Source organism: Maccoyibacter intestinihominis, from assembly GCF_040096355.1.
GTDB lineage: Bacteria > Bacillota > Clostridia > Lachnospirales > Lachnospiraceae > Maccoyibacter > Maccoyibacter intestinihominis.
In genome coordinates this window covers 61,589-75,389 of record NZ_JBBMEX010000015.1, presented here as the reverse complement: position 1 = coordinate 75,389, position 13,801 = coordinate 61,589, and the positions used below count along the sequence as shown (strand labels likewise).

Below are 13,801 nucleotides of genomic sequence, written 5' to 3'. Positions count from 1 at the left end.
ATTCATGAGGGTGCGGATGCAAGAAAGATTGACGAAAAATATCTCACCGGACAGATAAGGAAAGGTTCATGGAAGGTCGAGGAAAACCAGATGATAAAAAAACAAAATGCACTGCTGCAAAAGGTAATTGCAACCTTTGGTAAGGTATCCGGTGCATTGTCGATGTGGAGGGAGTGGTTGAATGACATTAGAAGAAAGCAAAGAAGTAATTCCCATGATGGAAGCAATGATTACACAGATAGAGGAACAGCAGAATATCATGGCAGAGATGCTTCAGGAGATACAGGAAAAGGACGAGAAGCTGATGTGCTTTCAGGAGCAGGAAGAACGATTGCAGCAATTAGAGAAAGAATTGTCAGAGCTGCTACAAATCTTACCGGATACAGAAGAACTGTTGATGCTTCTGGAAGAAAAGACAGACCAGATACAGAAACTCACAGACGAAAATCAGCAATGGCAGGAATTGGCACAGAAATTAAACAGCGAGAACCGGCTATTGCAGAAACAGAACAGCGAATTACTGAACTTGAACAGCAATTAGAGAAAGGAAGGTTGATTGATGAACGAATTAAGAAACTCAAAGAGCGACGATCAACTGGAAGAGTTGCTTCTGCTGACAGAGCAGATGCAGGAAGAACTCGACCAGAAAGACCGGACTATCAGGGAACTGAAAGTGCAGCTCGACGAATCGCTGACCTTGAACGAGAAGTTAAACAGCGAGAACAAAACAGAGAACATTCAAGCCTTAAAGAACGACTTGAGGAAAACAAAAGAATTGTTGCAGAGCGAGAAAGAGAAAACACACACCGTCCAAGCCATGATAGAGGAATGTCGAGATAAGCAGAGACAGGCAGAACAGGAACGGGATTATGCACTCTCCCATCAGAAAAAAGTAGAGATACCGGTTGAAAAGCCGGTACTCTATCAAAAGTGCGGGAATTGTAAACAGACAGCTTATCTGAAAGCTAAGGAAAAGTATGATATGCAGAGGGAAAAACTGGCAGGCAGATATAAAACAAAAACAGCCATGTATGAAGCATTGATGTTTCTGCTGATATGGTATTCCGTATCAACTACTCTTTTTCAGATGATAAGGTCAAAAATATTTATTTCTGATTGCGTGGTATTCTTTGATACAATCGCAACTTTCACACAGACCATTGCTGGCTGGGTTGTACTGGCAGGAAAGAACGTGGCACAGATTAGTGATGGAATATCCAATCCTGTCGTTGCCGGAATTGTATATTGGCTGATAAGAATACTGATCTGCGGTGGATGTTTGGTGGGTGCTGGAATACTTGTAGCATTTATAGAGATAAAGATTGCAGAGTTATATAAGAAGTGCTGTTGGGATATGATTACCATAATGGTAATACTTATAAGCATGGCAACAGCTATCTACTTTGGGAAGTGGATAAAGACAACATTGCCAATCAATCTGCTATTTCTCTTATTATTCGTGCAACTGGTATATGTTGGAATCAGGTGGTATGTAAAGGGATGGCGAGAAACAAGGGGATATCATTAAAACAAAAATACCGATATTTTATTGGTACTATATGCCTTTACTTTCGTGCTAATATATATTATCATATTAGCATGAAAGGAGAATGCGTATGACTCAATTTGAACAATTAGATTTATTGCTGAATGAATATGGAGGAATAATTCAGACCTTTCAAGTTATAGATAATGGAATTAGTAAGCCTGTATTTTATTCTTATGTAAAAGAACGAGGATTGGACCAAGCTGCTCATGGTGTGTATGTATCACCAGATACATGGACAGATGCGATGTATATTTTGCATTTACGTTGTAGTCAGGCTGTGTTTTCTCATGAAACTGCATTGTTTTTCCACGATTTAACAAACAGAGAGCCTTTGAAATATACTATAACTGTAAGAACCGGGTATAATCCGAGCCGTTTGCAGGAAGACGGTTTTCAAGTGTATACAGTTAAAAAGGATTTACATGAAACAGGGATTACGATTATGCAGACACCATTTGGGCATTCAGTTCCGGTTTATGATATGGAGAGGACAATTTGTGATCTGCTTCGCAGCAGGAACAATATAGAAATGCAGGTCTTTCAGGATGCCTTAAAGCAATATGCCAGACGCAAAGATAAAAATTTGAGGACACTTATGAAATATGCATCCATGTTTCATGTTGAAAAGATATTAAGACCATATTTGGAGGTATTACTTTAGATGATAACAACAGCAAGGCAAATATCTTATAACGATAACGAAAGGACTATAATTCATGAGCAGAATACTTTTGTTGGAAGATGACACAATGATTGCTTCGGGGATTCTGTATGCACTTGAGTCAGAAGGTTATGAAACAAATCATGCCACACGTATAAAAGATGCCAGAAGTTTAATTGAACATTATAAGTTTGACCTGGCAATTATAGATATGCAGCTTCCGGATGGAACTGGATTTGATGTAAGTGAGATATTAAAAAACAATGGTGCCTGACACAATAAATCACAGCTTCCTGTAAAAGCGCAATCGAAAACAGTTGCAAATTGAAAGTGCAATCCAATATGGTTGCGAATAGAGTCATAAAATGTGAATTACATTGAAATTGATGTCTGAATATGATAGAAATTGGCACATGGAACTCACACGACAGGAATGGTAACGGTAGTCATGGCAATCGGCTTTATCTGCGTGAAGAATGTACCAATCGGAAGAATCTGTATCGCAGTTGTGTGGGTATGCCACCTGTTATACTTCTTCTTAAGAGTTAAGACAGAAAAGCCTGAAGCTGAAATGGCAGAAAGCGTAGAGTAAGATGGACAAAGTAGAAAAGAAACGGCAGAAAGAACAGTATGTCGTGGAAGAGATGATCCGGCTGTATTGCCGAAAAAAACATCCGAAAGAAAAAAGACAGGAAGGGCAGATGTGTCCTGACTGTCAAAAACTTTCGGATTATGCAAAACAAAGAAGTCAAAAGTGTCCATTCATGGAAGAAAAGACGTTTTGTGCGAATTGTAAGGTACATTGTTATAAGCCGGAGATGAGAGAACAGATCAGGCAGGTTATGCGGTTTTCAGGACCAAGGATGCTGTTGTATCATCCGGTGCTTGCTATCTGGCATCTGGTGTGTAGCAACAAAGAGAAGAAAAAGTAAGGAGTTACTTATGATTAAAACAAGACTGGTGGGGCTGTTGTCCCACGCAAAAAAGTATATCGTGTATACGATTTTGTGGCAGTGGGCAGCCCTCCTGTCGCAGGTATTGGCAGTCTTTTCTATCGCAGATTTACTGGAACGGGTAGTATACCGGGCAGTAACCGTACCGATCATTGAGCGGACAATACTGATTTTAGTTCTGGTTGTGGTGATCCGATTTATCTGTGAACGGATGGGAGCAAGGTCTTCCTATCTGGCGTGTGTGGATGTAAAGCGGATTCTGCGTGAAAAGATTTATGAGAAAATGTTAAAGCTGGGAGCTTCCTACAGTGAGCAGGTATCCTCTTCGGAGGTCGTACAGGTGTCAACTGAGGGTGTGGAGCAGTTGGAAACATACTTTGGAAAATATCTTCCACAATTATTTTACAGCCTGATCGCACCACTGACCTTATTTATCATTCTTTGCAGAGTGAGCCTGAAAGCGAGTGTGATCCTGCTGATTTGTGTACCGCTGATCCCGATTTCTATCGTGGTGGTACAGAAGATTGCAAAGAAATTACTGAATAAGTATTGGAGCATCTATACTGGACTGGGAGATTCGTTCCTTGAGAATTTACAGGGACTTACCACATTGAAGATTTATCAGGCAGACCAGCAGAAAGCAGACGAGATGGATGTGGAATCCCAGAACTTTCGTAAGATTACGATGAAGGTGCTGACCATGCAGCTCAATTCAACCAGCGTGATGGATATTGTGGCGTATGGTGGAGCTGCGATCGGTATGGCGGTTGCGGTATCTGAATTCTTAAAAGGAAATATCAGTGTAGCAGGAACGTTATGTATCGTTCTGCTTGCCAGCGAGTTTTTCCTGCCGCTCAGACTGCTTGGTTCATTCTTCCATATCGCAATGAATGGTATGGCAGCGAGTGATAAGATTTTCAAAATTTTAGATTTGCCGGAACCACAGGCTGGAGAAAAAACACTGCCGGATGGAGCGTTAGATGTTACATTAAAAGATGTGCACTTTTCTTATGAAGAGGACAGAGAGATTTTAAAAGGAATAGGCTTAAATCTTCCGGCAGGAAGTTTTGTATCACTGGTTGGTGAATCCGGATGTGGTAAGAGTACGATTGCCGGAATCCTTGCAGCAAAGAACCGGGGATATAACGGAGAAATCATCATCGGTGGCGTACCGCTTAATGAAGTGAATGAAACCAATCTGATGCAGAGGGTTGTTCTGGTTCGCCATAACAGCTACCTGTTCAAAGGTACAGTAGAAGAAAATCTGAAGATGGCAAAACCGGACGCAACGAAAGAAGAGATGGAAGCTGTCCTTCAGAAAGTGAATCTCTTAGGGTTCTTACAAACACAGGATGGCTTGCAGACACAGTTGTTGGAAAAAGCAAGCAACCTGTCCGGCGGTCAGTGTCAGAGACTGGTAATTGCCAGAGCATTGCTTCGGACAGACAGTGCGGTTTATATTTTTGATGAAGCTGCATCCAATATCGATGTAGAAAGTGAAGAACTAATCATGAATGTGATTCACGAACTGGCAAAGACAAAGACGGTACTTCTGATCTCCCACAGACTGGCAAATGTCGTGAAGTCTGACAAGATCTATTTCTTAAAAGACGGAGAAATCAAAGAAAGCGGAAAGCATGACGAACTGATGAGCCAGAATGGTGCGTACAGACATCTGTATGAAAGCCAGATGGCACTGGAAAACTATGGAAAAGGAGGAATGGCATAATGAGTGAAAATACGAATACAACAAAACGCAGAAGTGCCATCCAGATCATGGGAAGTCTGATTGGTCTGGTAAAACCCTTGCTCCATATCATGCTGGCAGCAATCATCCTTGGAACATTGGGTTATTTATGTGCAATCTTCCTGACGATACTGGCAGGACAGGTTATCATGCATGGTCTTCTGACAGGAGTAGCCGGAATGATTGTTCCGGTGGACAATATGTGGCGGGTATTTACTCCAGTAAAAACGATTATTACAGTCATGATCGTAATTGCAGTGCTTCGTGGAATCCTGCATTATGTGGAACAGTATTGTAATCATTTTATCGCATTTAAGTTGTTGGCAATCATCCGTCACAAAGTGTTTGCGGCACTGAGAAAGCTCTGCCCTGCAAAATTGGAAGGACGGGATAAGGGAAATCTGATCTCGATTATTACAACCGATATCGAATTACTGGAAGTGTTCTATGCACATACCATTTCTCCGATTGCGATTGCAACGCTGACCTCAATTATTATGGTGATTTTTATCGGAAGATATCACTGGCTGGCAGGAGTGATTGCTCTGGTAGCTTATCTGATTGTCGGTGTTGTCATCCCGATGTGGAATGGAAAACGTGGAAGCCAGAAGGGAATGGAATTTCGGACAAACTTCGGAGAACTGAACAGTTTTGTTCTGGATTCTTTACGTGGACTGGACGAGACCATCCAGTACGGACAGGGTGAAAAGAGAAAAGAGCAGATGTCTGAGCATTCCAAAAATCTTGCAGGAATGCAGGAGTCATTAAGCAAAATGGAAGGCTCACAGCGTTCATTTACGAACATGGTTATCCTGCTTGCATCTTTTGGAATGCTTGCACTGACGATCTGGCTGTACGACAAAGGTGCGATGGGATTCGAGGGAATCTTAACCTGCACCATCGCAATGATGGGTTCTTTCGGACCGGTAGTAGCATTATCAAGCCTTTCCAATAACCTGAACCAGACACTGGCAAGTGGTGAGCGTGTTCTTTCTCTTCTGGAAGAGACACCGCTTGTGGAAGAAATTCCGGGTGACGTGGAAACTTCCGGTGCAGAGAGCATGGAACATGAATTTACAGGAGCAGAGGCAGAGCATGTAACATTTGCTTATGATAATGAGGTTATTTTAGATAACTATTCACTGAAATTACAGCCGGGTAAAATCACAGGGATTCATGGTGCGAGCGGCTCCGGAAAATCTACGCTCTTAAAACTGCTGATGCGGTTCTGGGATGTGCAGGATGGAAGTGTATCGGTAGACGGTACAGATGTCCGCAAGATTCCGACCAAGCATTTGAGAGATATGGAAAGTTATGTCACACAGGAAACGCACCTGTTCCATGATTCGATTGCAAACAATATCGCAATCGCAAAGCCGGGAGCATCCAGAGAAGAGATTATGGAAGCTGCAAAGAAAGCGTCTATCCACGATTTCATAATGACACTTCCGAAAGGATATGATACAGAAGTCGGAGAACTGGGTGATACGCTGTCCGGTGGTGAAAAACAGAGAATCGGAATTGCAAGAGCATTTCTCCATGAATGCCCTCTGATCCTGCTCGATGAGCCTACATCGAACCTCGACTCTTTAAACGAGGGAATCATTTTAAAATCATTGAAAGAATCGGCCAAGAAGAAAACGGTTGTCCTGGTATCCCACAGAGTATCCACAATGAACGTGGCCGATGTAGTATATGAAATGGAGAACGGCAGAATTTCTTAATAAATTCTTAGAACTGATAGGGTATCTCCAGAAACTGCAAATCATGATGCATGCCGGATGGAACATACAATCAGCGAAGAATCTTTCCAGAAGATTCAGGAACTGGTGAAGAAGATAAAAAAGAAGATTCATCAAAGGAACAAATGGAAAAACAATGGCAATGCCATTAAGTCAGTTGTTCGAAGTTTTGTTCGATAGCTCAGTTGTTGTCAAATATCCGATATTTTGAACTCAAAAAGCCAAAAACAGGTATGCCAAAAAGACAGATGCTGTCCATCTGCCAAAAAGAAGGATATTCAGTTGCAGAACTTACCGATATCCAAAATGAATTGCGCTGATTCCACGGAGAGGCCGTTGAAACTGCCGGAACCTGTCTTTCACTGCGTGGACATATTTCATCATCAGCCGGATAATATCGATGTGCCTTCCAGAATCCCTGCGCATGAAGAACTTTCTGGCTGTTTTTAATGCTGAAGAAAAGTCAAGTTCATAGAGATACTTGTTGCTGCCATCCCGTTTCTTTTTCAGGTTTTCTTCTGCCGCTTCGTTTGCGATAAAAATGCCGAAATTGCATTGGAACAATTGGTGCCTGACACAATAAACTTGCAATAGGCTGCTTTTTTCTGTTGAGCAAGAAGTATCTTTTAATTCATATTTAGGTGGTTTGTCAATAGCAATAATATTTAATGCATAATCTGATTTAAGAGTGAATTTCAAATTTTAGATTTTCAATAATCATGGGATAAAAATAACAGGGAGGATTATAGTTTTCGGAATAAAGCCGATATATAATATTAGAAACAATAAATAATAAAGAACGGATTCAGAGAAGGAGGACAAAGGATATGTCAATGAATGTGAATACAACGGGTACTGTTTATGGAAGTTATCAGAATACCTACAAGGCAGGTACAGTAGATAAGAAAAAAGAAACAGCGAAAACAACAGAAAATGATAAGGTCAAGAAAAATGTGACAGAAAGTATAGCCGAAAAAAATCTAAGTAAAGAGGCACAAAAAATGCTTAAAGATATGCGTGGCTCAAGAACAGATATGGACTTTATGGTTGCAGATTTTGAAAATGGTGATAATGCTAAAGATATTTTAGCACAAAGTGATAAAGAGTTTACGGTTATTTTCTCAAAGGAAGAAATGGAGAAGATGGCATCCGATCCCAAATATTATGCTGAAAAGATGCATAGTATTGAAGGTGCTTTGCGTATGTCGGATGAAATCAATGCTCAGTTTGGATTTGAAAGAGCATTTGGTAAGACAAACGGAATAGAAAACAGTGCAGATACTGATACAAAAATAACAAAGTTTGGTATTTCTTTTAATAGTGATGGAACTACAACATTCTTTGCTCAATTAGAAAAAACATCAGCTAGTCAGAAAGAATATCTTGAAAAAATTCAGGAAAAGAAAGCTGCGGAGAAGAAAGAGGCGAAGAAAAAGGAACAATTAAAGCAAATTGAAGTAAAAAAAGCTACTGTTCAAGCAAATTCAAAAGATGAACTTTTGGATAAAATTAAAAATATTGAATGGAATTCTATCAAACCAGAGGATAATAAAATCGGTGGAAGATTTGATTTTTCAATTTAGTATATTTAGATGGGGATGATTACATAAAGTATGGAGGTAGATTCATTATGAGAAAACGTTTTTTTTCTATTATTGTATGTGTTGTCATGCTTTTTACAATGAATGTCACAGCTTTTGCGGCAGAAACTCAGGAAAATTATTCGGAGACGGAGAAAACAATGACATTTGAAATAACTCCGACAGCATTAACTTCTGGATCATCACGACATTCTGTTGGAATGTTAAATTCCTTTTTTGGAACAAATGATACAGTGGCAACTTCCGCTCTTGGTTCTTTTACAATCAGCAGCACATCTGTTCCGTCAGGCTCCACAATCAGTAAAATAGTGGTTACATCCACAAAAAGTAGTGGAAGTAGTGGAAACATCGAATTATTTGTTGCTAAAGATGAGGATAATGGAGATGGCACATTTGACAGATATACAGACAGCAAAAGTTGGAATAGTTCTCTTACTTTTGCAGATTTTGGCAATTATAATTTAAGCCCTGTTGGAAATTATTATGTTCAATTTGAATCTACAAGGTATTCAACGGGAACTGTTGCAGCAGCAACATTAAAAAATATTTATGTCACAGTATACTATCATTAAAATTTTATAATCCCCATTCTAAACAAGCAAAGATGTTGTTATTCAGTTAGCAGCATCTTTGCTTTTAATTGTATAATTGATATGACTATTGAGTTAGAATGACATTGATAGCGATAGAAAGCTATATATTACAGAAGCAGACTTTGATAAAAAAGCATTTGAGAGATTATATAAATTGAATATTATATAATCAGAGGTATATAGAACATGCACAGAGACACTATATTTCAATATGAAACAATGGTGCCTGACACAATAAAAACGCATAGCCAAACTTCGCTCGGTATAACTGCCTGATTGTGTCGAAATTCGTATTTTATCAATTATATCTGATAAAACTGGATTTGCGGTATTGAAAATCAGTTATAGCCGTGGTACCATATAGACAGTTTCAGAAGGGAGGCTGGTCTACATGATTAAACGAGAAATTTATATGAGCCGTATCCGTCCTTTTATCGGAAATGAGCTGATAAAGGTTCTGACAGGGATTCGCCGTAGTGGAAAATCTGTCATGCTGAGCCTGATCCAAGAGGAACTTGCCCAAAACGGGGTCCAACCAGAACAGTTTATTTCCCTGAATTTTGAGAACATGAGCAATGCACACCTTTGTACGGCTGTTGCATTGCATGATGAAATCCTTCGCAGAACAAAAGAAATCAGTGGCAAGGTTTATCTGTTCTTCGACGAAATCCAAGAGGTGGCTGATTGGGAAAAATGTATCAACTCTTTCCGGGTGGAGCTGGATTGTGATATATACATTACCGGTTCCAACGCCAAGCTGCTTTCCGGTGAGCTTGCCACTTATCTTGCCGGACGGTATGTGGAGTTCGTGATTTACCCGTTTTCATTCAGAGAGTTTATGGAGCTGTATCACACCGTTTACGAAGGTGCAGACGAAAGACAATGCTTTACAAAATATCTGACGCTGGGAGGAATGCCCTATTTGAGCAACCTTCGCTACGACGATGCCGCCAGTCGTCAGTATTTGCGGGACTTGTTCAACTCCGTAGAGCTGAAAGATATTATCAAGCGAAACAATATCCGTGATGTGGATATGCTGGAGAGAATTATTGCTTATATAACTTCCAACATCGGCACTACCTTTTCTTCCACAGCCATTTCCAAGTATCTGAAAAGTGAAGGGCGCTCCGTTTCACCAGAAACGGTACTGAACTACATCAAAGCCTGCACGGACGCATTCCTGTTTTATCAGGTGAAGCGCCAAGACCTCCAGGGAAAGAAAATCCTGACCGTCAACGAGAAATACTATGTTGCAGATCATGGTGTCCGGGAAGCCGTGTACGGTGGCAACATGAAGGACATTAACCTTGTCCTTGAAAATGTTGTCTACATGGAGCTGCTGCGCCGTGGTTATTCTGTGACTGTTGGGAAAGTCTCTGACAAGGAGATTGACTTCGTATGTGAAGATCATGGGAAAAAGCTGTATGTTCAGGTTTCCTATCTACTTGCCTCGGAGGAAACCATCCAGCGTGAGTTTGGGGCGTTTGCCGGTGTTCGTGACAATTTCCCGAAATACGTTGTAACGATGGACGAACTGGATATGAGCCGAGATGGAATCAAACACCGCAATATTCGTGACTTCCTGCTGGCAGAGGAATGGAACTGAAATGTTCTTCTTTCACCAGAAGATATGCAGAAGTTCTTCCAATGCTGAGAATGAAAAAACAATGGTGCCTGACACAATAAATATTATGATATGTCTGTATTTAACCGCTGTATAGAAACCGGGAATGTTCTCTTAATACTGGAATGTTGGCAGGATGTCCACCCGGCGCTTGTCAGTATCCCAGTGAAATGGGAATACAGCTCGCCGTATGGACTTTTGTATGCTCTGAATCCGCCGGATGATGTTATGCAGTTTGAAAACAATGGTGCCTGACACAATAAATATTGTATAAATGTCAATGCTGTTGTGGTACATGTTGTATTCTGCGTAAATGGTATTCATGTTGTGTCTCCTTTAAACCAATAAAAATATAGAAGCATTTCAATCAGTTCACAATGTCACTTTTATTTTGTGTTATACTGTTTTATATAATTTTCTTGCCCTTGTTTTTGCCCTTATCAGAGTTCGTAAACACTGGTGGGACGATATAACGCAAGGGAAACAATAAGGGAAAGCTCACCTGCGATAAACTTTGTGTTTTCAAGGGATTGAGAGATATTTGATAATAAAATATAACAGTTATTAAATCCCTTGGAATATATGAAATCTCAATTCAAGTTTATCGAAATAGAACTCGAATCCATCAAGCTCCATAGAATTCTTAGCTACTGCATCTTTACTTCTAAGCTGCACAGACACTCTTGCACGCAAAACCATCAAACTAAACGGTTTCGTAATATAATCATTTGCCCCAGCGTCCAATCCTGTTACGATATCTACTTCCATGTTATTTACTGTAAGCAGGATAATCGGCACCTGACTGTTTTTCCTTATTTCTCTTACAAAATCAATCCCATTCCCATCCGGCAAGTTCACATCTAATAAAACCAATGTGATATCTTCCTTTTTCAAGATTTCTCTAGCCTCCTGCAAAGTCTGGCACTGATAAAAGAAATAGGAATCATTCTTCAATGCGAGACGTATTCCATCATTTAATTTTTTGTCATCTTCAACAATCAGTAAGTTTTCACTCATATTTTCTCCGCTTTCTTTCAAATTACGCTAATTGTATCATTGCCAGTTTTATAAATCAAATCATTAAATCAAATTTTCCGACAGAAATTATCTTATAAACAGCAAAAAGCTCCCGAAGGAGCTTTCCACGCTTTAAATATACACTAATTCTTTTAACACAATCTCTTCCGCTGCATTCCGGATGTTATTTACAACTCCAACCCACGCCATCTGATCACGAGCTTTCAATTCTTCTGTAACGCCTTGCTTCTCCATCATCTGACGCACCAGAACATCCATTCTCTCGTGTGCTTCATCATCCACAGCATTCAGATGTGCTGTCAGCCTGTCTTCCAACATATACAGAGAATACATTGCCGGACGATGCTCTTTAAGATATGTCTTTCGCATCATTCCATATTTCCCATAATGCGGTTCTTCATCTGTACTGACAAGATTCGGATAGTAAATTCCGTCTGCGCCAAGTGTGTAGGTTCCACCCATTTTTTCAAATGTGCTTTTCATGTGTTATTCCTCCTTGAAATCAGCGATATCCTTAAATCATCGCAAAATATTTCAGGGCAGCCTTGATAGCATCTTCTTTCTCTTTCGGACACTGTAGCACTTTGGGATTTTCTGTCTTTGGCAGATTATAGTTTTCTCCCACTTCAATTCCACATTTGCGTTTTACCTGAGAAATATATAAATTTGAAACCTTCAAGCCAAATTCTTTCAGCACATAATCTTTGATTTCCTGATAGGTTGCTTTCAACTCGGCACTGGTGGCATCCAGCTCGTCCAGGTCTAAGTCAATCTCTATCGTGTCATCTGGTTTTTGTTGGGACAAAAGAACAACCGTCTCCACACTCACCGTCTGCCCAAACATATCACAGCCCCGCACCCGCTTCACCTCATACCCGTTTTCACACAGGAACTTCAGGTCACGCGCTAACGTTGCCGAATCACAGCTTACATAAACCACGCGTTTTGGAAACATCTGCACGATCGTTTCCAGGCATTTTGTATCACAGCCTTTGCGTGGCGGATCAACTACAATCACATCCGGGGTGAGCATCTGTACATCCGTAGCCGCATCCATGTCAGATACCTCTGCACCCGATACACCGGAAGATATACCGGAAGATATCCCGGAATCGCCCCGCCGCATCCGCTCATAGAACTCCGGCAGAACCTCCTCCGCCTTTCCGACAAAAAATTCTGCATTGGTGATGCCGTTCAGCTTTGCATTTTCTTTTGCATCGGCGATTGCCTGCGGAACAATTTCCACACCGTAGACCTGTTTTGCCCGCTGGGCTAAAAACAGGGAGATCGTTCCGATGCCACAGTATAAGTCCCATACCGATTCCTCGCCGGTTAAGCCGGCGTAAGCAAGTGCCGTCGAGTAAAGTTTCTCCGTTTGGATCGGATTTACCTGATAAAAAGACTGCGGAGAGATACGGTAGGCAATGCCATCCCCTTCCACCTGCCAGTCTGCTCCGGTCCTAAGATGAATATAGTCCGTAATATACGGACTGCCCCAGAGAGTCTCCACTTTTTCTCCAAGGATCACATTTGTATTTTTCTGATTGATATTAATGGAGATGCTGGTCATGCCCTCCAACTTTACAAGCTCTTCCACCAAAGCGTCCGCATACGGCAGCTTCGTCCGGTTGATCACAAGACAGACCATCCATTCCTTTGTCGTATGACCGTAACGTGTCAGCACATGGCGCACTACGCCCCGGTTCGTTTTTTCATCATACGGCTCGATCCGGTATTTTTCCATAAAAGAAAGAACTGTTTCCAGAATTTTTTCATTCATCGGCATTCCCAACAGACAATTCCGGTTTGGAATAATCGTATGAGTTCTGCCTGCATAAAATCCTGTAACAGTCCTTCCCTCTCTGTCTCTCCCCACTGGAAACTGTGCCTTATTGCGGTAGTGATACGGCTCGTCCATGCCGATGATCGGCTCCATGACCTGTTCTAACATTTCCTCCGAAAAACCGCCGATGCGTTTTAAATTATTTCGGATCTTCCGTTGTTTGAATTCCAACTGTTTTTCATAGGAAAGCGCCTGAATCTGGCAGCCACCGCAGGAGCGGTGAAACTCGCACGGTGGAGTCACACGGTCCTTCGATGGCTCTAAAATCTCAAGCAGACGGGCATAGCCATAATTTTTTTTCATCTTCATGATCTTCACGCTGACCACATCACCGATCAACGCATCCTTGACAAAAAGCGGAATGTTATCCACTTTTCCAATTCCTTCCCCATCCACTCCCATATCTTCTATTCTGATTGTCAAAACATCATTTTTCTTCATTGCGATCCC

Annotated in this window: 15 protein-coding genes and 2 pseudogenes; 13 read left to right on the top strand and 4 right to left on the bottom strand. The window is 41.0% G+C overall.

The window, feature by feature from the left end; all coding sequences use genetic code 11:
- The 9 genes and pseudogenes from WMO43_RS12910 to WMO43_RS12870 all read left to right on the top strand — a co-directional run.
- Nucleotides 1-840: pseudogene (locus WMO43_RS12910) on the top strand (MobA/MobL family protein); the annotation flags it as partial.
- Nucleotides 818-1,528 (top strand): DUF6040 family protein, encoded by a 711-nt coding sequence (locus WMO43_RS12905; RefSeq protein ID WP_353531457.1) that lies wholly within the window; start codon nucleotides 818-820, stop codon nucleotides 1,526-1,528. The pseudogene WMO43_RS12910 and the gene WMO43_RS12905, both read left to right, overlap by 23 nt.
- 88 nt (nucleotides 1,529-1,616) lie before the next feature.
- Nucleotides 1,617-2,210, top strand: a complete 594-nt coding sequence (locus WMO43_RS12900; RefSeq protein WP_154267578.1) for a type IV toxin-antitoxin system AbiEi family antitoxin domain-containing protein — start codon at nucleotides 1,617-1,619, stop codon at nucleotides 2,208-2,210.
- 55 nt (nucleotides 2,211-2,265) lie between these two features.
- Nucleotides 2,266-2,484, top strand: a complete 219-nt coding sequence (locus WMO43_RS12895) for a response regulator (protein WP_262575290.1) — start codon at nucleotides 2,266-2,268, stop codon at nucleotides 2,482-2,484.
- A 132-nt stretch (nucleotides 2,485-2,616) separates the two neighbouring features.
- Complete coding sequence (locus WMO43_RS12890; protein WP_330417239.1) at nucleotides 2,617-2,802, top strand: hypothetical protein; 186 nt, start codon at nucleotides 2,617-2,619, stop codon at nucleotides 2,800-2,802.
- A 1-nt stretch (nucleotide 2,803) separates the two neighbouring features.
- Nucleotides 2,804-3,142: a nitrous oxide-stimulated promoter family protein gene (locus WMO43_RS12885; protein ID WP_117527746.1), complete on the top strand. Its 339-nt coding sequence runs from the start codon at nucleotides 2,804-2,806 to the stop codon at nucleotides 3,140-3,142.
- 10 nt (nucleotides 3,143-3,152) lie between these two features.
- Nucleotides 3,153-4,892, top strand: coding sequence for an ABC transporter ATP-binding protein/permease (locus WMO43_RS12880; RefSeq protein ID WP_154267577.1), 1,740 nt, complete (start codon nucleotides 3,153-3,155; stop codon nucleotides 4,890-4,892).
- Nucleotides 4,892-6,634 (top strand): amino acid ABC transporter ATP-binding/permease protein, encoded by a 1,743-nt coding sequence (locus WMO43_RS12875; RefSeq protein WP_012740517.1) that lies wholly within the window; start codon nucleotides 4,892-4,894, stop codon nucleotides 6,632-6,634. Before WMO43_RS12880 ends, WMO43_RS12875 begins: the two co-directional genes overlap by 1 nt.
- A gap of 3 nt (nucleotides 6,635-6,637) precedes the next feature.
- Nucleotides 6,638-6,832, top strand: coding sequence for an iron dependent repressor, metal binding and dimerization domain protein (locus WMO43_RS12870; protein WP_118142279.1), 195 nt, complete (start codon nucleotides 6,638-6,640; stop codon nucleotides 6,830-6,832).
- A 111-nt stretch (nucleotides 6,833-6,943) separates the two neighbouring features.
- Here the strand turns inward: WMO43_RS12870 and WMO43_RS12865 are convergent, their stop codons facing one another.
- Nucleotides 6,944-7,216: a hypothetical protein gene (locus tag WMO43_RS12865; RefSeq protein ID WP_055303361.1), complete on the bottom strand. Its 273-nt coding sequence runs from the start codon at nucleotides 7,214-7,216 to the stop codon at nucleotides 6,944-6,946.
- Between the two features lie 263 nt (nucleotides 7,217-7,479).
- On the opposite strand from WMO43_RS12865, the gene WMO43_RS12860 reads away from it, so the two are divergent.
- From WMO43_RS12860 to WMO43_RS12845, 4 genes and pseudogenes are all read left to right on the top strand, one after another.
- Nucleotides 7,480-8,235, top strand: coding sequence for a DUF6033 family protein (locus WMO43_RS12860; protein ID WP_171029228.1), 756 nt, complete (start codon nucleotides 7,480-7,482; stop codon nucleotides 8,233-8,235).
- 158 nt (nucleotides 8,236-8,393) lie between these two features.
- Complete coding sequence (locus tag WMO43_RS12855; protein ID WP_226948375.1) at nucleotides 8,394-8,825, top strand: hypothetical protein; 432 nt, start codon at nucleotides 8,394-8,396, stop codon at nucleotides 8,823-8,825.
- Nucleotides 8,826-9,237: 412 nt separating this feature from the next.
- A complete protein-coding gene (locus tag WMO43_RS12850; RefSeq protein WP_008116575.1) occupies nucleotides 9,238-10,452 on the top strand; it encodes an ATP-binding protein in 1,215 nt (404 codons plus the stop codon).
- Between the two features lie 78 nt (nucleotides 10,453-10,530).
- Nucleotides 10,531-10,725: pseudogene (locus WMO43_RS12845) on the top strand (LysR family transcriptional regulator); the annotation flags it as partial.
- Between the two features lie 309 nt (nucleotides 10,726-11,034).
- On the opposite strand, the gene WMO43_RS12840 reads toward WMO43_RS12845, so the two are convergent.
- From WMO43_RS12840 to rlmD, 3 genes are all read right to left on the bottom strand, one after another.
- A complete protein-coding gene (locus WMO43_RS12840; RefSeq protein WP_353531455.1) occupies nucleotides 11,035-11,487 on the bottom strand; it encodes a response regulator transcription factor in 453 nt (150 codons plus the stop codon).
- Between the two features lie 132 nt (nucleotides 11,488-11,619).
- Nucleotides 11,620-11,991, bottom strand: a complete 372-nt coding sequence (locus tag WMO43_RS12835; RefSeq protein WP_353531454.1) for a TnpV protein — start codon at nucleotides 11,989-11,991, stop codon at nucleotides 11,620-11,622.
- A gap of 31 nt (nucleotides 11,992-12,022) precedes the next feature.
- Nucleotides 12,023-13,792: a 23S rRNA (uracil(1939)-C(5))-methyltransferase RlmD gene (rlmD, locus tag WMO43_RS12830; protein ID WP_353531453.1), complete on the bottom strand. Its 1,770-nt coding sequence runs from the start codon at nucleotides 13,790-13,792 to the stop codon at nucleotides 12,023-12,025.
- Nucleotides 13,793-13,801 lie beyond the last annotated feature (9 nt).